Source organism: Parabacteroides sp. PF5-9, from assembly GCF_029893105.1.
Taxonomy (GTDB): domain Bacteria; phylum Bacteroidota; class Bacteroidia; order Bacteroidales; family Tannerellaceae; genus JARXWG01.
Genome location: NZ_JARXWG010000032.1, coordinates 1 through 21,555, shown reverse-complemented (window position 1 = coordinate 21,555; position 21,555 = coordinate 1). Strand labels below are relative to the sequence as shown.

16 protein-coding genes are annotated in these 21,555 nt (G+C 42.2%); 10 read left to right on the top strand and 6 right to left on the bottom strand.

The window, feature by feature from the left end; all coding sequences use genetic code 11:
• Nucleotides 1–22 precede the first annotated feature (22 nt).
• Complete coding sequence (locus M2135_RS14540) at nucleotides 23–2,938, bottom strand: ATP-binding cassette domain-containing protein (protein WP_280749252.1); 2,916 nt, start codon at nucleotides 2,936–2,938, stop codon at nucleotides 23–25.
• Between the two features lie 421 nt (nucleotides 2,939–3,359).
• Between M2135_RS14540 and mutA the strand changes: the two genes are divergently transcribed.
• Both mutA and scpA read left to right on the top strand, forming a co-directional pair.
• Complete coding sequence (mutA, locus tag M2135_RS14535) at nucleotides 3,360–5,213, top strand: methylmalonyl-CoA mutase small subunit (protein ID WP_280749251.1); 1,854 nt, start codon at nucleotides 3,360–3,362, stop codon at nucleotides 5,211–5,213.
• A gap of 10 nt (nucleotides 5,214–5,223) precedes the next feature.
• Nucleotides 5,224–7,371 (top strand): methylmalonyl-CoA mutase, encoded by a 2,148-nt coding sequence (scpA, locus tag M2135_RS14530; protein ID WP_280749250.1) that lies wholly within the window; start codon nucleotides 5,224–5,226, stop codon nucleotides 7,369–7,371.
• A 114-nt stretch (nucleotides 7,372–7,485) separates the two neighbouring features.
• Here scpA and M2135_RS14525 read toward each other — a convergent pair whose 3' ends face one another.
• Both M2135_RS14525 and M2135_RS14520 read right to left on the bottom strand, forming a co-directional pair.
• Entirely contained in the window at nucleotides 7,486–8,808 is a 1,323-nt protein-coding gene (locus tag M2135_RS14525) for a Gfo/Idh/MocA family oxidoreductase (protein WP_280749249.1), read from the bottom strand.
• A 68-nt stretch (nucleotides 8,809–8,876) separates the two neighbouring features.
• Complete coding sequence (locus tag M2135_RS14520; RefSeq protein WP_280749270.1) at nucleotides 8,877–10,364, bottom strand: cobyric acid synthase; 1,488 nt, start codon at nucleotides 10,362–10,364, stop codon at nucleotides 8,877–8,879.
• Nucleotides 10,365–10,726: 362 nt separating this feature from the next.
• On the opposite strand from M2135_RS14520, the gene M2135_RS14515 reads away from it, so the two are divergent.
• The 5 genes from M2135_RS14515 (at nucleotide 10,727) to M2135_RS14495 (ending at nucleotide 15,131) form a co-directional block, all read left to right on the top strand.
• The gene (locus M2135_RS14515; RefSeq protein WP_280749248.1) at nucleotides 10,727–11,296 is read left to right on the top strand and encodes a 3'-5' exonuclease; all 570 of its coding nucleotides are present in this window, start codon (nucleotides 10,727–10,729) and stop codon (nucleotides 11,294–11,296) included.
• A gap of 45 nt (nucleotides 11,297–11,341) precedes the next feature.
• Complete coding sequence (locus tag M2135_RS14510; RefSeq protein ID WP_280749247.1) at nucleotides 11,342–12,340, top strand: N-acetylmuramoyl-L-alanine amidase; 999 nt, start codon at nucleotides 11,342–11,344, stop codon at nucleotides 12,338–12,340.
• A 165-nt stretch (nucleotides 12,341–12,505) separates the two neighbouring features.
• A complete protein-coding gene (gene uxaC / locus M2135_RS14505; protein WP_280749246.1) occupies nucleotides 12,506–13,912 on the top strand; it encodes a glucuronate isomerase in 1,407 nt (468 codons plus the stop codon).
• A 41-nt stretch (nucleotides 13,913–13,953) separates the two neighbouring features.
• Complete coding sequence (locus M2135_RS14500; RefSeq protein WP_280749245.1) at nucleotides 13,954–14,529, top strand: Crp/Fnr family transcriptional regulator; 576 nt, start codon at nucleotides 13,954–13,956, stop codon at nucleotides 14,527–14,529.
• Nucleotides 14,530–14,765: 236 nt separating this feature from the next.
• A complete protein-coding gene (locus M2135_RS14495) occupies nucleotides 14,766–15,131 on the top strand; it encodes a hypothetical protein (protein WP_280749244.1) in 366 nt (121 codons plus the stop codon).
• A gap of 179 nt (nucleotides 15,132–15,310) precedes the next feature.
• On the opposite strand, the gene M2135_RS14490 is transcribed toward M2135_RS14495, so the two are convergent.
• Nucleotides 15,311–16,270, bottom strand: coding sequence for a hypothetical protein (locus M2135_RS14490; RefSeq protein WP_280749243.1), 960 nt, complete (start codon nucleotides 16,268–16,270; stop codon nucleotides 15,311–15,313).
• A gap of 178 nt (nucleotides 16,271–16,448) precedes the next feature.
• Between M2135_RS14490 and M2135_RS14485 the strand changes: the two genes are divergently transcribed.
• A complete protein-coding gene (locus M2135_RS14485; protein ID WP_280749242.1) occupies nucleotides 16,449–18,224 on the top strand; it encodes a CocE/NonD family hydrolase in 1,776 nt (591 codons plus the stop codon).
• A 187-nt stretch (nucleotides 18,225–18,411) separates the two neighbouring features.
• On the opposite strand, the gene M2135_RS14480 is transcribed toward M2135_RS14485, so the two are convergent.
• Complete coding sequence (locus M2135_RS14480; protein ID WP_280749241.1) at nucleotides 18,412–19,245, bottom strand: pirin family protein; 834 nt, start codon at nucleotides 19,243–19,245, stop codon at nucleotides 18,412–18,414.
• Nucleotides 19,246–19,396: 151 nt separating this feature from the next.
• On the opposite strand from M2135_RS14480, the gene M2135_RS14475 reads away from it, so the two are divergent.
• The gene (locus tag M2135_RS14475) at nucleotides 19,397–19,684 is read left to right on the top strand and encodes a hypothetical protein (RefSeq protein ID WP_280749240.1); all 288 of its coding nucleotides are present in this window, start codon (nucleotides 19,397–19,399) and stop codon (nucleotides 19,682–19,684) included.
• 146 nt (nucleotides 19,685–19,830) lie between these two features.
• Complete coding sequence (locus M2135_RS14470; RefSeq protein WP_280749239.1) at nucleotides 19,831–20,505, top strand: MarC family protein; 675 nt, start codon at nucleotides 19,831–19,833, stop codon at nucleotides 20,503–20,505.
• Between the two features lie 5 nt (nucleotides 20,506–20,510).
• Here M2135_RS14470 and M2135_RS14465 read toward each other — a convergent pair whose 3' ends face one another.
• Complete coding sequence (locus M2135_RS14465) at nucleotides 20,511–21,308, bottom strand: DUF3108 domain-containing protein (protein ID WP_280749238.1); 798 nt, start codon at nucleotides 21,306–21,308, stop codon at nucleotides 20,511–20,513.
• Nucleotides 21,309–21,555 lie beyond the last annotated feature (247 nt).

Here is a 21,555-nt window from a genome sequence, read left to right as displayed (position 1 = left end):
GTATGTTGAATTTCTTCTCTTTTCAGTATTCTTTTGAGTTGCGAATGAACCTCCCGGGAAACTCTGCGAATATAGCGATTATGGCTAACAATACAAAGAAACCGAGAACCAATAAATTAAATTTATAGGTCGAAATTAGATTTTTCCCCAGCTTTTTTATATGTGAATAAAAGTGGGCACGCCCCCATATATTGTCGGGTTCGGAATAAATAAGTCCGACTTGCGGATACAATCGATTATTGCTTTTTTTGAAAAAACGAGTTGTGTTTGTATTTAGAACAAGGTCTTCAATCGCTAGATTGTGATTCGCTTTTTTCCAATCATTAAACTGTTTCTGACCTTTTTCCTTGATAAATTTCTGTTGTTCCTGTTCGAGCAACACGGTGAAGTTATGCGCTCTTGTGTGAAGAGCCTCTTCTATCCGATCCAGATAAGTATGATACGATTCGTCGCTTTTTATTGCTTCTATGCGGGCTACCCTGCTTAGTACAGGCAATTCATTTATCACTGTTTGATGCGTAGGACTATTCGCTTTTTCTGTCATCTGATTCACCAGATTTCGCACCTCTTTTGCATGTGCATTTTCGTAGTACTGAGCCAGAAATTTTTCTTTTTCGATATAAAAGAAATTTTTATTATAATCGTTTGCTGTGAACTGTTCGACCATAAGTGCTTCGAATGCCCATCGGGAAGGGATGATTTCTCCGATGAAAGGGACTATATTTTTCTTTGAGGCTTGAGTGTTGAGATCGTCAAAATGGACTACCAACCCGCATAATAGTATCTGTGGAATGAGTAAGATCGGAATCGAGATGTAGATGGAAACAATAGAACTGAGTGTCTGGGATAACCATAATCCTGTTAGGTTGGCTAAGAAAGCGGTGAGCCATAGTACACTCCACCAAGTTGGAAACATATCAAAATGAACTCCCATGATCGAATGCCCAACCAGAATAAAAAGAAAGGTCTGAATGCCTGACAAGATAAAAAGATAAACCATTTTGGCGCTGATGTAACTGCCGTGACTTAAGCGCAGGAAGCGCTCCCGTTTCAGAATAATCCGATCTTTGATAATCTCTTCGGCGCTAATACTCAAACCAATAAAGGTGACAACAATTACGGCCATGAATATGTAAGAAACGAAATTTTTATTTGCAAACAAGGTGTATGTGTCGTTATCGACATAACGAGTCAACAAACTAACAATTATGGCCAGTAAAGGGGCTTCGATCAAGATTATTGTGAGATATTGTTTGTTGGCAAATTTACGTCGTAAATTCCTTTCCGAGTAAATAAGGAACTGCTTCCACCGGGATGGTTTTTGTTGTTTGTTGTCGGGGAGTGTTTTTGCTTTTTCCTCTTTAAATACAGGGCGGGCTGCCAAATAGCGTTCATGCCACTCTTCGGGAGTAAACTTACGTATGTTGGTTGGATTCCCTGAGTCATCAATCACCTTGGAGTCAATAATATTTAAGATGAGTTCGGGGTTGACATTGCCACATAAGCAGCATACGCTGATATCGGTATCTGTATATTTAGCCGCTCTTTTGAAATAGGTGATTGCCTCGATCGGATTACCGTCATAGATTGGATATCCTCCCTTGTCGAGAAGCCATAAGCGATCGAAAAGTTTGTAGATTTCAGAGGAGGGTTGATGGATGTTGACCACGACTAAACGTCCACGGTGTGTTTGTTCCTTCAGCAGAATCATCACTTTTTCAGAATCAGATGAAGAAAGGCCGGAAGTGGGTTCATCCAGATAAAGGATTGCCGGTTCACGGATTAGCTCGAGGGCTATATTTAATCGTTTACGTTGTCCGCCACTGATGGTTTTCCGAATGGGTGAACCTACTTCAAGAGATTTGATTTCGGAAAGATCGAGTTCGGCTAAGACTTTGTCGACCCGTTTTTCAATTTCTTCGGAACTGAGACCGTCAAAAGATAAGCGGGCAGTATACCAGAGATTTTCGTATACGGTAAGCTCTTCAATCAATAGATCGTCTTGTGGCACAAATCCGATCAACTGTTTTCCCTCCGGCGAATTAATGGCGTGTCCGTTTACAGTTATATTTCCTGAATCAGGTTTGATATTCCCGTTCATAAGTCCTAAAAGAGTCGATTTGCCTACGCCGCTTCCTCCCATGATTGCTACTAACTGGCCCGATTCGAGGTCGAAAGAGAAATTATGAAGTCCGTTTGTACTTTTAGGAAAGGTGAACTGAATATCCCGTCCGGCTAAATGAACCGTTTGTCGGTGTTCGTTTTTATTGAAAATAGCCTGCAGATTGCTGTAATAAACAGGTAAGAATAAGGGACTTTTAAGAACACTGCTGGATTGCCAGGTATAAAACATGCCGGACGTAAGCGGAATATCATTCATAAAGACTTGTCCTTCGCCATGAAATGTGAAGATAAACAGGTCAAAACGTTTGATAAAAAAGACGATGACATATCCGGAAACTCCTTCGCGCGTGATATGATGTTCACTGCCGCCTTCTTGTGCGTCGATTTTCAACAAGGAGGCAGACTGCCCTCCTGTTACAAAGGCTAATATGTCATCAAACTCTTTTTCTGAAACGCGAAATATCTGGGCTACAATTTTAAAGATATGAAGATGATTCTCCAGTTCATTGCTGTTTTTATGCGCAAATTCCACAAAACGGACAAGTAGAAGAAACTGTTCTTCTAAAGTCAGTTTGGCTTTCATCTGTTTGCATATATTTCGAACGACATCTTCCTTGTTGATCGGAATAAGGTCGTCGTCGTACATACTGCGAAGTTCTTTGTAAAGCTCTATGTAATCGTTTTGGGTGCGTACGCCGAAGTGACTGGAGAGGTAAGAATGTATAGCGTATATTGCCTGTCCGTTTTCAATACGAACTAAAGAAGCAAAAATGGCAAACAGATTTATCAGGCCGTTGAGAATAGCTTCATTCATAAGAGAAGAGTCCGATTATAATGGAGATTAATGCTGCAAACATACATAAAAATAAAATAAAAAATGTGTAAACAAAAAGAAAAAAACAGGAGAAAATCCAACAAAATCATGCGATAAAACCGATAATCGTTTGTAGGCTGTAAATGTAATAGAAAAAGGGTAGTCAGTTTCATCTTGTAAAGTGTATTTGCTTTTTAGTTTCTTATTGTATTGGAATTTTCTGTTGTTTGAGTAAAATAAGTAATTTTTTAGCAAGGATGTGTTGTTGACCTGTATTCTTTAATCGGTTCAGATAGCGAGTTGTCGGTCTTATTTTCTTCTTTTTTCATTGCTTGTCCTGTTATTTATTCTACCTTTGCACCCTGTTATTGAACAACATAGTAAAGTAATACTAATACCAGTTTTATAAACAACTAATATTATGGCAGAATTAAAAGAAAAACTTTTCTCAGAATTCCCATCCGTTTCGACAGAAGAGTGGATGGCGAAGATTACGGCAGACCTGAAAGGGGCACCGTTTGAGAAAAAGCTTGTTTGGAGAACAAGCGAAGGATTTAATGTAAATCCCTTCTATCGTGCTGAGGACATCGAGGGATTGAAAACTACGACTTCTCTTCCCGGTGAATTTCCTTTTGTTCGTGGAACAAAGAAGGAGAACGATTGGAAGGTACGCCAAAACATGAATGTAACAGATTTTAAAGCGGCAAATGCAAAAGCGCTGGATCTGCTTGACAAGGGTGTTAATTCTCTTGGTTTCCATTTTAAAGGCGAGGGTGTTTCGGTAGAAAATATCGCAGTCTTGTTAAAAGGCATTTGCCCGGAATGTGTTGAACTGAACTTCAAAACATGTAACGGAAAGGCTGTTCAGTTGATCGAAATTCTCGGTGAATACGTAAAAAAAGCGGGTGCTGATGTAAACAAATGCTTTGGTTCCGTAAATTACAATCCGTTCAAGAAACCGTTGGTAAAAGGTAAAAAAGCGGATAGTTGGGTAGAAGAAGCTACAGCTATTGTAAAAGCAGGAAAAATACTTCCGGGATATCGGGTATTGGCTGTTGATGCTTGTCAGTTGAATGACGCCGGTGCTTATATTACACAGGAGTTAGGTTATGCTTTAGCTTGGGGAAATGAGATCATGGCCAAATTGACCGAAGCAGGTCTGTCGGCAGATGAAGTGGCAAAAACAATCAAATTCAACTTTGGTATTAGCGCCAATTACTTTATGGAAATTGCCAAATTCCGTGCTGCTCGTTGGTTGTGGGCCGAAATTGTATCAGCCTATAAGCCGGAATGTGAATGTGCATGTAAGATGCAGGCGCAGGCACAAACTTCAGAATGGAACTTGACGATATACGATGCGCATGCCAACTTACTGCGCACGCAGACAGAGGCTATGTCGGCAGCTATAGCAGGAGTCGATTCGATTACTGTTGCTCCTTTTGATGTGACTTATGAAACACCGGATGAATTCTCTGAACGTATTGCACGCAACCAACAGTTGCTGTTGAAAGAAGAGTGTCATTTCGATAAAGTGGTAGACCCTTCAGCCGGTTCTTATTATATTGAAGTATTAACCTCTTCGATTGCAGATGAAGCTTGGAAATTATTCCTTGAAGTGGAAGATAAAGGTGGATTTTATGCAACAGTGAAATCGGGTGAGGTACAGAATAATGTAAATGCATCTGCTGCGGCTCGTAAGAAAGCGATTGCTACCCGTCGTGAAATCCTGTTAGGTACAAACCAGTATCCGAATGTAACGGAGGTGGCTGCTGCTAAGATCAAAGAAGGTACAGACTGCGGATGTGGATGTAGTTGTGAACCGGAAATTACTGCGCTTGACTTTTCTCGCGGGGCTTCGGAATTTGAAGCATTACGTCTGGCAACAGAAAAGAGAAGCAAGACTCCGAACGTCTTTATGTTGACTATCGGTAATCTGGCAATGCGTCTGGCTCGTTCTCAGTTTGCTGGAAACTTCTTTGGTTGTGCCGGATACAAAATTATCGACAACTTAGGTTTCGAGACAGTGGAAGCAGGTGTAGAAGCTGCACTGAAAGCAGAAGCTGATATTGTTGTTCTTTGCTCAAGTGATGACGAATATGCAGACTTTGCTCCTGCTGCTTACAAAGCGTTGAGTGGAAAAGCTGAACTCGTTGTAGCTGGTGCTCCAGCTTGTATGGATGACCTGAAAGCTCAGGGTATTACTGAATTTATCAATGTGAAGAGCAATGTGCTTGAAACATTGAAAGCTTTCAACGCTAAATTAGGAATCGCTTAAGTCAAAAAATATGAGACCGAATTTTAAAAATATAGATATAAAAAATGCCGGATTTGCTGCAACAAATGGCGCGAAATGGGCAAAAGAAAACGGAATACAGGCAGACTGGAAAACACCAGAGCAGATCGATGTAAAGTCTGTTTATACAAAAGAAGACCTGGAAGGCATGGAGCATTTGAATTATGCATCCGGTTTGCCTCCTTACCTGCGTGGACCGTATAGCGGTATGTACGCGATGCGTCCTTGGACTGTCCGTCAGTATGCAGGTTTCTCAACAGCTGAAGAGTCAAATGCTTTCTATCGTCGTAACCTGGCCTCCGGACAGAAAGGACTTTCTGTTGCGTTTGACCTGGCTACACATCGCGGATATGATGCCGATCACGAACGTGTTGTGGGTGACGTAGGTAAAGCGGGAGTTTCTATCTGTTCATTGGAAGATATGAAAATCTTGTTCGATGGAATTCCATTGAATCAGATGTCTGTCTCTATGACGATGAATGGAGCCGTTCTTCCTGTGTTGGCTTTTTACATCAATGCCGGTTTGGAACAAGGAGCTAAATTGGAGGAGATGGCAGGAACCATTCAGAATGATATCCTGAAAGAATTCATGGTGCGTAACACATATATTTATCCACCCGAATTTTCGATGAAGATCATTGCTGACATTTTCGAATATACTTCTCAGAAAATGCCTAAATTCAACTCGATATCGATCTCAGGCTACCATATGCAGGAAGCCGGAGCGACAGCAGATATCGAAATGGCTTATACACTTTGTGACGGGATGGAGTACCTGCGTGCAGGGATCAATGCCGGAATTGACGTAGATGCTTTTGCACCGCGTTTGTCTTTCTTCTGGGCGATTGGAATGAATCACTTTATGGAGATTGCCAAGATGCGTGCAGCACGTATGTTATGGGCAAAGATTGTGAAGAGTTTCGGTGCTAAGAATCCGAAATCACTGGCATTGCGTACCCATAGTCAGACTTCCGGTTGGTCGTTGACCGAACAGGATCCGTTCAACAATGTCGGACGTACTTGTATCGAAGCGATGGCAGCAGCATTGGGACATACACAGTCATTGCATACCAACGCATTGGACGAAGCGATTGCATTGCCGACAGATTTCTCTGCCCGTATTGCGCGTAATACGCAGATTTATATTCAGGAAGAAACTCAGATCTGTAAAGAAATCGATCCATGGGCAGGTTCCTATTATGTGGAGACATTGACAAACGAACTGGTACACAAAGGTTGGGCTTTGATCCAGGAGATTGAAAGCATGGGTGGTATGGCTAAAGCGATCGAAACCGGTTTGCCTAAAATGCGTATCGAAGAAGCTGCAGCCCGTACTCAGGCACGTATCGACTCTCAGACACAGACCATTGTCGGTATCAACAAATATCGTCTGGCTAAAGAAGATCCGATTGATATTCTTGAGATTGATAATACGGCTGTTCGTGTGCAACAGATCGAACGTCTGAATAAATTACGTGCAAACCGCGACGAAGCAGCCGTAAAAGAGGCTTTGGCGGCAATCACAGAATGTGCACGCACAGGAAAAGGGAACCTATTGGAGTTGGCCGTAAAAGCCGCTGGTCTACGTGCCTCTTTGGGTGAGATCTCCGACGCTTGCGAAGAAATCTCCGGACGTTATAAAGCAATTATTAGAACAATATCAGGGGTGTATTCATCAGAAACAGGAAAAGATGCAGACTTCCAGCAGGCAACAGAGTTGGCTGAGAAATTTGCCAAAAAAGAAGGTCGTCAACCACGTATTATGGTGGCCAAGATGGGTCAGGACGGACACGACCGTGGAGCGAAAGTAGTCGCTACCGGATATGCTGATTGCGGATTCGATGTGGATATGGGGCCATTGTTCCAGACACCAGCCGAAGCCGCCCGTCAGGCTGTAGAAAATGATGTTCATGTGATGGGTGTCTCTTCTTTGGCTGCCGGTCATAAGACGTTAGTTCCTCAGGTTATTGAAGAATTGAAAAAACTGGGACGTCCAGATATTATTGTTATCGCGGGAGGTGTAATCCCTGCTCAGGACTACGATTTCCTGTATAAGGCTGGCGTTGCAGCCATCTTTGGCCCGGGTACTTCTGTGGCGAAAGCGGCAGTACAGATTTTGGAAATCCTTTTGGGAGAATAATACAGATCGATTCATTCGATCGATAAACTAAAAGGCTGCCTGATTATCATCGGGCAGCCTTTATTTTATACTTTTCCTAAGAATAGATAGGCCAAGGTGGTCTATCCCTATTCGTTATAATTTCGGTAATTCCCACGGTGCCCTATAATACGCCTTTGCTAAAGCTGTAGCTTCTTTATCTCCGGTGAATACGCTGTTTTTATCATCCCAATTTACTTCGCGACCTACCCGGCAAGCGATATTTGCCAGATGAGACATTTTAGCCACACGTGCACCGATAGCCACATCTCCTTTAGGTAATTGACGGTTTTTTATACATCCCAGGAAGTTGCCCACATGGTTGTACAACCCTTTTCCTTCTCCTTTTTTGAAAGGAACGGCTTCCATTCGTGCGCCGTTGCTATCTGTCACCGGAATCACTTCCCATCCGGCACGAGTCAGTATCATAGTGCCTTTCTCTCCAAAGAAAGCCAATCCTTCTTTTTTATCATATAAGCCGTGATTGATTCCACAAGCGTGATCCCATATAATGTTGTATTCCGGATAGGCGTAGGTGGCCATTAATGTGTCTGGTGTTTCCATCGCATCGTCGGGATAGGCGAATTTACCACCGCCGGAGAATACTTTTGTGGGTAGGTCGGCGCCCATCCCCTCCAGTGCATAATCTAACAGGTGTACTCCCCAGTCGGCCATCAGACCGCCGGCATAATCCCAGAAGAACCGGAAATTATAATGAAACCTATAAGGATTAAAAGGACGTTTAGGGGCAGGGCCTAACCACATGTCGTAGTCCACACCTGCCGGAGGATTGCCATTGGGTTTTACCGGCAGTGTCGGTTTTCCGTCCTGATAAGCCCATACTTTGACTGTTCGTATACGTCCGATGTTGCCGCCCTTGAGGTAATTGGCTGCTTCATCCCAATGCGGATCGCTCCGTTGCCATTGGCCAACCTGCACGATGCGATCATATTTTCGAGCCGCTTTGACCATCAGGTCGCATTCTTCGATCGTATTCGATAGTGGTTTTTCCACATACACATCTTTTCCTGCCTGGCAAGCCCAGATCGTAGGGAGACAGTGCCAATGGTCGGGCGTACCGACAATCACAGCATCCACATCCTTATTATCAATCACCCGCCGCCAATCTTTATATAGGTTGGGCACTTTCTTACCCGATTTCTTTTCTACATCGGCAGCACGTTTATTCAGCCATTCGTCATCCACATCACAAAGAGCAACGCATTCTACTTCCGGATAATCCAGGAATGTGTTTAGATTGGAGAAGCCCATGCTCCGGCAACCGATCAAAGCCACTTTCACTTTATTGCTGGGGGCTGTTTGTCCGTAGATGGAGTGATGGGAATGACCGATCAGTGGGGCTAATCCCAGACCGGCAACTGTTACAGCCGATTTTTGTATAAAATTTCTTCTATTCATGATATAACTAATTAGTGTTTGCGCAAACGCGGATGCAATGATACGAAAATTCTCTCAGAATTGATCCCTTAAAACAAAGAATTGTAAATATACTCCATATCGACATGACTCCTGACTAACGCTGCCAGTCTGGAATATTGTTCTTCTTTAAAAGAGGCATAATCAAAATCATTTTTGCTGTGATTGTCATCCAACCCTTCGACTAGATGATCCCTGACAATCGGGTTATCAAATATGCCGTGCATATAGGTTCCCCAGCAGCGATTATTCAGATAACAGCCGTCTGATTTTCCATTTGTCAAACGGTTTACCGGAGAAATTTCCACCTCGTTGAGCGGAGTCGTTTCGCCCATATGTATTTCGTATCCGGAGCATATTTTGTCCGTATCCACCGGTAAAAAATGGAATTTACTTTGCACTGTCGTCTTTTCGGATCCGATCACAGTGCGTTGTGGCAATAACCCTAATCCTGAAACGATTGGAATATTTCCTTCCATCTGCTGCGGATCTTCCAGTATCGCCCCCATCATTTGATAACCCCCACAAATGCCAATCACTTTTTTGCCGTTTTTATACGCTTTTACGACAGCTTCGGCCAATCCGTTTGCCCGTAAATATTGCAAATCAGCCAATGTGTTTTTGGAGCCCGGCAGCAAGATGATATCCGCTTTTTCGATTTCATCGATCTGATTAGTATAGTAAGTATTAAAACGCGGATCCATGTCTAACACATCAAAATCGGTGAAATTCGACATCCGTTTCAATAAGAGAATCGCCACATTGATCTTGCCCGGTTGGTAGGTGTTCTTTTTCATCTCCAGTGCGACAGAATCTTCCTCTTCAATATGGATATCCCTGAACCACGGAATAATTCCAACAACGGGTACACCTGTCAACTCTTTCAGAATCGTGCGTCCTTCTTCAAACAAAGAACTGTCTCCCCTGAATTTATTGATGATAATCCCTTTTATTAATGCCCGTTCTTCAGAGTTTAATAGTGCAATTGTACCATAAACCGACCCGAAAACGCCTCCCCTGTCTATATCCGCCACCAGATAGGTTGCGGCTCCTGTCCGAACAGCCATTCGCATATTGGTGATATCTCTATCCCGTAAATTCAGTTCGGAGATACTGCCTGCTCCCTCCAGTACAATCGGGTTATAACGCGCATGGAGTCGTTGAAACGCTTCTGTCGCCTCTTTGAATAAGGACTCTTTATTGTTCTCTTTTCCGAAATAATCTTTGGCCGACATATTTCCGATAGGGCGACCATTGAGAATCACTTGCGAACTTTTATCATTGGTCGGTTTCAGAAGAACAGGATTCATATCCGTATGTGGATGTATTCCACACGCTTCAGCCTGTACGACTTGTGCCCGTCCCATCTCACCCCCTTCAGCGGTTGAAAACGAGTTCAGTGACATATTCTGTGCTTTGAACGGTGCAGGATGATATCCATCTTCTTTAAAAATCCGGCAAAAGGCCGCATTTATCACACTTTTTCCCGCGTCAGAGCAGGTGCCTACGAACATGATCGGTTTGAGTTGCTGCATGATTTCAAAATTCATTATTACGGTGTAGTCCAATGAACGACAGAAAAATTCATTTGATAATTATAGAATGATCGTTTGACAACTGTCAAATGATCAAACGATAATTGTGAAACGATCGTTCGACAATTGTCAAACGAAATGTTGTTTTAAACGCATGAAATGCCTCATGCAATTGTCCGGAATATTGCATGAGGAAAGTTGTTTGCAAAGCTACAAAAAGGAGATGATATTATAGTAATGTGTGCGAATTGACCGAAAGATAGCTTTATTCTGCTTTTTTCAGAATGATTCCAAATAATCTTCTTATTTTTGTCTGTCATTACAGGGAGGATAAATACGCCTTTCCGACTAAATCATACACATACATGAAATTATTCTTCTTCGACCTGGAGACAACAGGGATAAAATACTGGAGGAACGGGATACATCAGATCAGTGGAGAAATCGTGATCGATGGAGAGACGAAAGAGTCATTCAATTTCAACGTCTGTCCTCATAGTCAGTGTGATATAGAAGAAGAAGCACTTCGGGTCTGCCATGTGACCAAAGAGCAGATACTTGCCTATCCCTCCATGCGTGAGGTATACGACCAATTGATCGCAATGTTGTCTAAATATGTCGATAAATATAACCGTCAGGATAAGTTTTTCCTTGTGGGTTATAATAATGCATCGTTTGATAATTATTTTCTGAAAGCCTTTTTTGTGCAGAACGGAGATAATTATTTTTATTCCTGGTTCTGGATCAATTCAATCGATGTGATGGTACTTGCCTCTTTGCATCTGATGTCTACCCGGCATACCATGACCGATTTTAAACAAGAGACGGTAGCCCGGGCGTTAGGAATCGCGATCGAACAGGAGAAATTACATGATGCGGCATATGATATCCAATTGACGAAAGAAATTTATCAACGGGTCAACGGAAACATATAAGGGATGTCTGATCGCCGGATCTTTTCGTGATACCGCATAAAAAAAATGTATATTAGGAAGCGTCTACGTACAATCATTTTATTGTTGATTGCAGTAGTTGGTTTTAATCAGCTGATTGCACAAGAGACGGCGTCTCCTAAAAATGGCGATGGAATCACTGTTTTTTTAAGACGACATGGACGGATAGGGGCAGATTACCAGCGACAGTTTATTGAATTGAATAAAGGGAAACTGGGTAAAAATAATGCCTTGAAATTAGGGGTGAAATATACGTTGCCTCCATTAAAAACAGCCGTTGCCAAACCTAAAAATCATGAACCGTTATTCGGATCCAAATTAGCCGCCTATCAAGTCACATCATCCGAATTGAAAGGAGCCTGTTTTTATCTGGTCAGCGGACATGGCGGTCCCGACCCCGGAGCGATAGGTAAAATGGGGCGAAATGAACTGCATGAGGATGAATATGCGTATGATATTATGCTTCGCCTGGCCAGAAATCTAATGATGAAAGGTGCCAAAGTGCATATCATTATACAAGATGCAAAAGATGGTATACGCGACGACCGGATACTGGCCAACAGTAAGCGCGAGACCTGTATGGGGAGTGCTATTCCTCTGAATCAGACTCAACGGCTTCAACAACGTTGTGATAAAATCAATGCGCTCTATCGTCGGGATAAAGAGATCTATAAACGAGCCATATTCATTCATATCGACAGCCGAAGCCGAAGTCATCAGACCGATGTCTTCTTTTATCATTCCAAAAGTCAGAGTAGTAAAGAGTTGGCAGTGCGTATGCGTTCGACTTTTTCAGGGAAGTATAAGCGGCATCAGCCGGGAAGAGGGTTTACGGGCACTGTCGGACAGCGAAACTTATATGTCTTGAATAAAGCGTTACCGGTTTCTTTATATGTAGAGTTGGGGAACATACAGAATGATTTTGATCAACGCCGTTTTGTGTTAGAGAGTAATCGCCAGGCACTTGCCAATTGGATGTGTGAAGCGTTTGTGGCTGATTTTAAACAAACAACCAAGAAAAAATAGCAGTAGAAAGTGGGATTCAAGGAGCGTTGTGATCTTTCGGTGACGAAGTGTGTTCGAACACAAAATACTTTTTTTACTATTTGTATGCGTAAAATTACTTATATTCGTGGACTTTTTTAGCAATTACATGAAAAGAACCGAGTGTAAACATTGAACTAACTTACCATGAAAAAGTTTCTGGACGAACATTTTCTCTTGCAAACAGATACAGCACAACAACTCTATCACAGTCATGCTGCGAAACAACCTATAATTGATTATCACTGTCATTTAAACCCGGCCATGGTTGCCACTGATCATCGTTTTGCCACTTTGACGGAAATATGGCTGGGGGGCGACCATTATAAATGGAGAGCGATGCGTGCAAACGGAGTGGATGAGGCCTATTGTACGAGTTCAACAACCAGTGACTGGGATAAATTTCAGAAATGGGCCGAAACAGTTCCATATACTATGCGTAACCCGCTTTACCACTGGACTCATCTGGAGTTGAAAACTGCTTTTGGCATAGAAAAACTATTGTCACCTAAAACGGCGCGGGATATTTATGAAGAGTGTACGGCTAAATTGCAGACTCCGGACTATTCGGCGCGCAACCTGATGCGGAAATATCGTGTAGAGGTGGTTTGTACGACTGATGATCCGATAGATTCCCTGGAGCACCATATCAAAACCCGGAAGGATGGTTTTGAGATAAAAATGTTGCCTACCTGGCGGCCGGATAAAATCATGGCTGTTGAAAATGCACCCAATTACCGGAGTTATATCGAACAACTGTCGGAAGTATCGGGAGTGACTGTTTCCGGGTTTGATGATATGCTTTTGGCATTACGTAAACGACAGGATTTCTTTGCTGAGCAGGGATGTAAACTATCCGACCATGGGGTCGAAGAGTTTTATGCCGAGTCGTATACAGCACATGAAATCAAATCGATTTTCAACAAAGTCTATGGTGGTAAACCGTTGAATGGGGAAGAGATTGCAAAATACAAATCGGCCATATTGGTTGTGTTGGGTGAGATGAACTGGGAAAAAGGGTGGACGCAACAATTCCATTATGGCGCTATCCGTAACAACAATACCCGTTTGTTTCGTCGATTAGGTGCAGATACGGGCTTTGATTCTATCGGAACATTTACTACTGCAAAAGCGATGTCCGCTTTTTTCGATCGTTTGGATGTCCAGGATAAATTGACCAAAACGATTATCTATAACCTGAATCCGACTGACAATGAGATGGTCGCAACGATGATCGGTAATTTCCAGGATGGAACGATTGCCGGAAAGATGCAATTCGGCTCCGGTTGGTGGTTCCTGGATCAGAAAGACGGTATGGAACGACAGATGAATGCCTTGTCTTTACTGGGACTGCTCAGCCGTTTTGTCGGTATGCTCACCGATTCGCGTAGTTTTCTCTCTTATCCCCGGCATGAATATTTTCGTCGGACGTTGTGTAACCTGATCGGTAACGATGTCGAAAACGGATTGCTTCCTGCAGAAGAAATCGATTTTATTGGTGAGATGATTGAAGCGATCAGTTATAAGAATGCGAAACAGTTTTTTGATTTTTGAGGTGAAACTATGTTGTTTATCTATTATTTCTAAGGGTTGTTATGAACGAATATCTTGAGATTGCCAGAAAAATATCTTCCCGGCATAATACATTATCTCCGGAGTCTTTACAGAAGTTAGCGGAGTTGTTAACCCCCGTCAGGTTAAAAAAAGGAGAAATGTTACTGAATCAAGGAGAAATTCTGCGATATCTCGTATATGTAGATTCCGGTCTGTTGCGCCAGTTCTATTATAAAAAAGGAAAAGATGTCACAGAACATTTTGGCTGCGAAGGGACATTGGTGATGTGTATTCACAGTCTGTTTGGAGAGCAACCGACCGAATTGATGATCGAAGCGATAGAACCTACGCTGGTTTATAATATCGATTATAAAGGATTGATCGGTCTGATGAATAACAGTGACATAGCGCTTATGTATCGGCTTATGTTGGAAAATGGACTCAAGGAGTCGCAGAATAAAGCCGACTCCTGGCGTTTTGAAACGGCCCGTGAACGATACGACCGGTTTATCAGAGATTATCCGCAAGCGGCCCGATTGGCTTCAATCAATGATATCGCCTCTTATCTGTTGATGGCACCCGAATCCTTGAGCCGTGTTCGAAGTGGAACTCTTTAAGCCGGACCTCTATTTTCTGATGTACGTCATTTTTTCTCTCAGCACTTCTTTTTATTTTCGTAACAGATTGATATGAATACAAATCAAAGGGTTTAATCACTCGTCTTTTTGATCTTGTATGCTCAATTTGTTAGGCCGTAATAATTCTTTTTATTGAAAACGTTTTTGATATAACACTGCTGGGAAAATCTCAGCACACAGGTTTTTATTGTTAAACATGTAAAATTTAAAGTATTATGAAACGTTTATTATTAGTAATAGGTGCTTTGATCATAAGCATGACCGTTTGTGTGGCACAATCAAATACAGATGATGTCCCTTTTAAAGTCGAACTATCTCAGCTTGAGAGTTTTCTGAAATTGAAACCTTACCAGAAGAAAAAGGTGAAGGTCATCAATGAGAGTTTTATCCAGCAACAGAAAGCGGCATCGGGAGAACAGAAAATGCAGCAAATCATTGTTGAAAATTTATCCGGAATGAAAGATGCTTTAACGAAAGATCAGTTTGGTAAATATATGACACTTTTGACTGCAACGAATAAGAACAAAAAAATCATGAATGAAAGCTTATTTGCAGAAGTACTCAAGCAGGCGAACAAATAAGAATCAAAGAAGGAAAAAGACCCGGTTTAGGTTAATTCAAGAAAAGGTGATCTGTAAAGGATCACCTTTTTGCATTGTATGATTCTGACTGTAGAAGAGATGCAACCGCTACACGGCTATACCGGCTCCTCAATATTAGTTCAATTGAAAATAGTTCGCGTCTATCGAATGGATCTCTATTAAGCTTGCCAGGGTCGCTTGCGATGACCTAAAGAGGCAAGCGTCTCATTAAAAATATTGACATCTTCAATCATATTGAAGTCAAACATTCCCAGGCATATAAAATCGCCTCCGTTCTCCAATCCGTATCTGATCCCGTCGGCAGGAGGGATAGCTCCGGCAGCGAGTACTTTAAAAGCGATGAAGGGTTCGGGACGCGATTCCATAAACGCGATGGTCTCTTCCGGCTTTTCACAATACCGGTTGTCATTTGCCGGCTCATTCGGACGGGCCGACCAGTAGTTATGATGATGCAACGTTTTCATCCAGAAGTCGGGAATTAACCCGTTTTCAATACATGCCTTTATTGTTTCTATACGGTGTGCGCCGATACCTGCCGGCATACCGGCTTTCCGAAGGATATCAAGTCCTTTTTCGATCGTTTTAAAATCGCCGTTAGCCACATACCGGTCGGCATTCTCTCCCTGACAATAACCGGCCATACACCCTCCGTCGATTGATTGTTGTGCTGCCGTCACAAAATCTCTTCCTCCGCAGTCGGAAATCCATTTGATTTTGCCTCTGCCTGTCGACCAGTATTTGTTGAGGATATCAATCATTATCGGGTGACCAAGTATCGTGTCAATACCGCAATCTTCAGCCATTCTGAATATCTCCATTTTCTTTTCATCAGTCAGATAGGCTTTGGCCAGTGGTCCGACATACTTCAAATCCCGCGAATGCAACCATCCTCCGATAGGATTACCACCAAGGATCAGGCGTGAAAATTCGAGCCCCTTTATTTTACCTTTGGCGGTAACGGGAGATTTTAGCGTACCAAGGTCGGGAGAACTATTTTTCACTACCGTTTTTTCGCCACTGTAATGAAATGAGCCGGCGGTCGCTTTTTCATTTAACATCAAACTGGCGGTCGCTAATCCCGAAGCTTTTAAAAACTGAAGTCTGGTTATCTTTTTCATGAGTGGATGTCTTGTTTTTCATTCAGATAATGGCGAAAAATAATGAAAAAAAATGAGATAACTGAATTTTTGTGACTTCTATTTCATATCCTTTTGTTTATTGTAGTATTTGGATTTATTTTGCATCGGATAGTACCTTCTATCCGGTGTGGCCTTCAAATTTAAAAGATATCTTCTTATGAGAATAAAAGCGTATTCCCTCTTCTTATTGGTTTCCTTATCGGCAATTTATTGTTCTTGCACGTCGAAGAAAGCATCCTACGAATATCCCGATACTCCACAAGCCACCTTTGAGTATATCTACATAGATACGCTCGTGACAGGAGGAGACGGGCTTCAACTTGTTACCAGAATATACTTGCCAAAAGGTGAAGGTCCCTGGCCGGTAGTTATCACCCGCTCTCCTTATCCTCAACGGGAAACTACGGGAGATAATTTGAAACAAGGGCAACAATATGTCAAACACGGCCTCGGATATATACTTCAATATTGCAGGGGAAAAGGAGGATCTGAGGGGACTTACAAACCGAATATCTATGAGCGTGAGGACGGACTGGCCTTAGTCAATTGGGTTGCCAAACAAGATTGGTGCGGTTCTATCGGATTATTTGGAGCCTCTTATACGGCGTTGACCAGTTGGATTATCGCCGATTCATTGCCCGGTAAGGTCAAAGGCATATACTTACACCATTATGGAGTAGACCGTCACCTCTCTGCCTACAAAGACGGGTTATTCAGGCAGGATATCCTGACCGGATGGGCAATCGATAATGCGAACGAAATAGAAACAAAACCATTTCGTGATCCCGACGACCCGTATTATGAGGCGTATCGCTACATGCCGCAGGCAGAGATGGATGTTAATCTGCTCGGTGCAAAACTGCCCTGGTACAGGGATTGGATTACCCATACGGATTACAACGATCCTTACTGGCATACAGGCGTATGGGCTCAGCTTCGTAGTATCCCGCCTAAGATTAAAGTACCGATGACGATTGTAGCCGGTTTATTCGATCATCACATCGAAGGAACGATCAAGGGATATGAATTGCTTACCGGTGAAACGAAGAAAAACAGCCGCCTGATACTGGGTGCCTGGAATCATTTTTATCAAATAACACCCGAAGCGCATACTCCCATGCATGCGAAGGATGTGGATGTGTTCGACGATCAGTTCAATTGGTTGTATCAGGTTGTGGCATTAGGGCGGATACCCAAAGGTGAAGTCCTCGTTTATTATATTGGCGCGGATCGCTGGGAGACATATCCAGCGTGGCCCATCCCGGTAAAAGAGAATAAAACCTATTACCTGACCGGTCAGAAAGATAAAACCCACTCGAAAGCGTATCTCCTGTCAGCTCAGAAAGAACCGGATAAGACAAATCGGTTGAAATTTATTTATGATCCGCAAAATCCGGTTATGTCGATGGGAGGGGAGACTTTGTTTAACTCGCCCAAGCGCCGGGGAAGCCAGCTTCAGCCGGAAGTCGGTTACCGGGATGATATCCTTTTCTTTTTAACCGAACCTTTAACCGAACCTTTGACCATTGCCGGCCCTGTCAAAGCAACCATCTATATGAGTAGCGATTGTGAAGATACAAGCCTGACCTATAAGATCAGTGAAGTGCTGCCTGACGGTTCGGGGTATAATATCCGGTCGGGGATAACAACGTTGGCCTACCGGAACGATCGTTTTGGAGGCAGGCAAACATATACCCCGCATGAAATTGTCGAATTGACCGTAGAAACACTTCCTGTCACCTGGCAAATAAAACCGGGTAGCCGTCTGAGATTAGAGATTACTTCATCCAATTTCCCGGAATACAGTATCCATTCTAATTATCCGGGGATCTGGTCGGAGCAATCTAAAGTCCGCAAGGCCAACCAGACAATATACATAGGAAGCGAATACCCTACTCATATTCAAATCCCTCTCGGTGAAGAGAATCTGTAGAGGCAATCCTTTTTAAATTTTACGGTGAAGACAGAATCGTTTGACAATTGTCGGACGATCGTTCCATAATTATCAAACGATCGTTTCACAATTGTCAAATGATCATTCCATAATTGTCAAACGATTCTCTATTCAGCATATTATGATGAAGTCAACGAGGAAATCCGTGTATGCGTTCTGGTCATTTTTAATTTTTAATGAACGTCCCTTCCGATAATTCCGTAAAGGCTTCCATCAATTCTTCGCGGGTATTCATTACAATAGGGCCTCCCCATACGATCGGTTCACCAAGCGGACGGGCGGTAAACAGAATGAAGTGAATCCCCTCCGCGCCTGCTTTAACATAAAACTCATCGTCTTTACTGAACAATACGGCTGTCTTTCGTGGAATAGGAAGCAGTGAGCCGTCAAATTGTCCTTTTCCGTCAACGATGTAAATAAAGAGAGTCGCCTCCGGATCGGTTGATATAGTGAATTCTCCGTCAGGCTTAACTGTAATATCCAGTACGGTAGTGTCGATATGATGTCCTTTGGCCCCTTGATGTCCTTTATATTTACCGGCCACAATACTGACTGATGCGTTTTCTTCTTCAACCGTTTTGATCATATCTGCCGTAATCTCAAAATATTTGGGTGCTGTCATTTTCTCGTTTCTCGGCAAGTTGATCCAGAGTTGTAACCCGAGTAGATGATCGACAGGCTGAGGCATCTCCTGATGAAGGATGCCGCTTCCACCGGTCATCCATTGACTTTCTCCGCTATGGATCGTGCCTTTATGACCTAGACTATCTTCATGATCTATCCGGCCTTTCATCAGATAGGTAAATGTCTCAATCCCTCTGTGAGGATGCATGGGAAAGCCTTTGATATAATCGGCCGGATTGTTCGAATCAAACGCATCCAGCATCAGAAAAGGGTCAAACTTATAAACCGTATTGTTCCCTAAAACCCTGACTAAATGAACACCGGCTCCGTCGATTGCCGGCAAACCTTTGACTGTCTCTACTACTTTACGTTTCATCTTTATATAATTAATTGTGAGGAATACAAGATTGTGTTTATTTACATAACAAGCAGCGTATGTGATTGTTTTTATCGATGAACAGGTTTATCGGAACTATTTTTCATTAGTTTTGTTCCATATATAACATGAATTTATAAAAATAAGAGATATGGAAAATTTATTAAAAAGGTTACAGGAAGAAGCCGGATTGACAGAAGAACAGGCAACTGATGCGGTCAGAGTCGTTGTCGACTTTATGGATAAAGAAGGGTTGGACATTGATTGGGATAAGTTCCTGAGTGGGAAGTATGAAAAATTTAAAGAGCAATCTCAATCCTTTTTTGACGATCTGGCTCAAAAGTCGAAGAAATACACAAATACAATCAGTGACAAAGCGGAAGACTTAATCACCGAAGCAAAACGGAAAGTACGGGATATCTCGGATCATCTGGATTAAGGTGGATACTGTTGTCATGTAACAGGCTTATTCGTGAAAAGCGGATAAGCCTGTTTTTTTAGATGATGCCGGGGCAACGATTGCCGGCAGTATATTGTTTATTCGGAAAAAGGAACTATTTTTAGCGGTTATCTATTTGGAAAGTTATGTCTTTACACGATTTTATCTATATGTTTATTTCGTCGGTTGCAGCATTGTTTCCGGTGATGAATCCGATCAGTAGTGGTCTTATTGTCAATGGTTTTCTGGAAGGGGTCGATGATTCCCAAAGGAAATCGTTTATAAAAAGAATTATTGTGAATTGTTTGTTGGTGGGTATTGGTAGTTTGGTGGTCGGACACCTCATTCTACTGCTTTTCGGATTGGCTGTTCCGGTTATTCAATTAGGAGGTGGCATTGTGATATGCAAAGCTGGTCTGGAATGGCTTTCGGACACTCCCATTACTAAAACCGAAAAAGTGCAGGATACAGTGAGTCGGATCAATATAGAAGATGTGGAGAGTAGACTTTTTTCTCCGATTTCATTTCCGATCAGCTTAGGACCGGGTAGTATATCCGTTATTTTTACCTTAATGGCCTCTGCTTCTGTTAAAGGAAATCTATTGAATACCTCTATCAACTATCTGATGATCAGCTTGGCTATTGTTGTTTTGCTTTTTATCTTATACCTGTTTCTTTCCCAGGGAACCAAACTGATAAAGAAGTTAGGTGCTTCAGGTAATATGATTATCAACAAGATGGTTGCATTTATCACTTTCTGTATCGGCATACAGATCATTGTAACAGGTATTGCACGGATTTTTCACCTGGAGATCCTTTAATCTTTTTATCCGACCCCCTTATACGCTTTCAGGATAATACGGGTAGAGCCCTTTTTCAGCTTCGAGTCGATTCGGATAGGTACCCGATTTTGATCATTGGTGATATACACTTGCATCGCTTCGTTTTTATCCTCAAAAGCATTCTCATTCAGTAGCATAGTCAGTTTAATACAATAATACTCCCTGCCGTCATTCGCTTTAATTGTTTCCAATCCATGATATTTCACATCCATCGTTTCCATTCGTTTTCCCGATAAATAGGAAACGGTTAATTTCTCTCCTTTTTCCAAAGAGGCATAATCCAGTGTCCGGGCATAATAAAGAATACTCACCATATCGTATATCTTATGCTGTGAAACCAGTGTCGTGTCAAAACGGGGAATCTCGTTTCTTATTCGTTTGGTCTGAACCTTTATCTTGTCGGACGTATACTGGTAAATCGCTTCCTCATAGGTATAATCTTTTCCTTCATGAGCATTTTTGATGAAAGCCAACGGAAGAAGGTCTTTCGACATATAGGCCGATAATGTATCGGCAACCGACATAAACGCCTTAGCCGCACCGGCCGATTTGGCATGCAGTGTTAATTGCAATACATCCTTTCCTTCATAGCTTCCTTCAGTGACCGAAAGCGAAGATTCTCCGGCTTTGGCATTAATCAGTCCGTATTTAAAGTACATATCGAAAGTCAGCACCTCTCCGGGTTTGAACGGAATTTGTTTATATTCATTTTGTGCTTGTAGTGTAAAACAAGTGGAGAGAAGCAACAAAGTAAGAAATAGAAGTACTGTTACTCGATTCATATTTCATGTATTAAAAGTGAGACGCTATAGCTTATACTTAAATAAGACGAATTCCCCTATCGAAAGTTATTGTTTTTAATTATTCTTAACCAGTTTGCCGGGGGAAACGTTTGTTTGATAATCCTTTTTTATCGTGTATCTATTCGGATTTTATGTCTTACACTGAAAAAGGTTGACACTTTTTTGCCACATAAATAACAAATAATTTATGTCAAAAAAGAAACATCGTATGTACAGCGAAACTTTC